The following is a 1,014-nucleotide window of genomic DNA, read 5'->3' as shown; positions in this document are numbered from 1 at the left end:
CACCATAGGAGTATCTCACATTCCTGAAAACGATATCTCCGTTAATCCTTTCCATTTCGCCTTTGCTCAAATATAGGCTGTTCTCTGATTGAATACTGTCCACGGTTTCAAACCTGCCCTGGGAGTTCTGGAGCACTGCCGTGTTTTTGTAGGTGTTAATCAAACCAGTTAGTGCCTGGGTGCCCTGGGCACTGATGATATTGAAGGCGATAAAGGAACCAAAACTGAACGAACCATTGATGATATCAAGGGCTGCTATGAAAAATACGAGGCTGCCCAAGGCACTTGTTGTAAACGTAGTCACCCCTTTCCACACCGAGTTCAAGTGCTGCTTCTTGAGTTGGATATCTTTTATCTCAAGATGAGCAATTCTGATTTTTCTGTAAATCTCGCTTTCTGCCTGTAAGGACTTCATCGTCGCCGATCCATAGTGTAAATCAGCAAGCAAAGCCATAAGTCTCTCTTGCCTGGGCAGCAATTGCTTCTCAATTACCTGATCTTTCTTGCGGAAGTAATTTCCTATCATCACCTCCAAAGGCACAGTGGACAGGCGAATCAGCGTGAGCTTGTAGCTAAGCAGAAATAGAATCGGGTAGTTAATGATTATCACTATTGCATTTCTTACAATCTCCGATAGATACACCCTGGGAATCCGACTAAGCTTGTCGTTGTCTTCCAAAATCTTGTTAACCTCTCCAAGAGACATACGGGATTGTCTTAGGTACGGGAGAGTCAGAATCTTCTTGTACATAACTTTCCGAGATTGATACTGATTGTCTTCGGAAAACTTGGAGAGCATGAAATTCGAAATGAGATTGAAGGCAAAAACAGCAACGTTCACTATTATAACACTGCCAAGAATTATTATGAGCGTTTCTATGTCCTGATTGGGAATCGCGAAGTCAAAAATTTTCCTTTGTAGAAAGGCCGGAATCAGAGTGATTAACGCTATAACCACATAGAGGACTACAAACGAATAGATCATAGACTTATGATGGGCAACCTGCTGCCAAT

At 42.5% G+C, this 1,014-nt stretch carries 1 protein-coding gene; it reads right to left on the bottom strand.

Annotation, left to right across the window (positions count from 1 at the left end):
• Window positions 1-985: ABC transporter transmembrane domain-containing protein (locus S1OALGB6SA_RS09115; RefSeq protein ID WP_230204517.1), on the bottom strand; the 985-nt coding region annotated here is incomplete at its 3' end.
• Between the last annotated feature and the right edge of the window lie 29 nt (window positions 986-1,014).

Origin of the sequence: Olavius algarvensis spirochete endosymbiont (assembly GCA_900608495.1) — a bacterium.
Classification (GTDB): Bacteria; Spirochaetota; Spirochaetia; order DSM-2461; family DSM-2461; genus UBA2779.
This window is presented reverse-complemented; position numbering and strand designations above follow the sequence as displayed.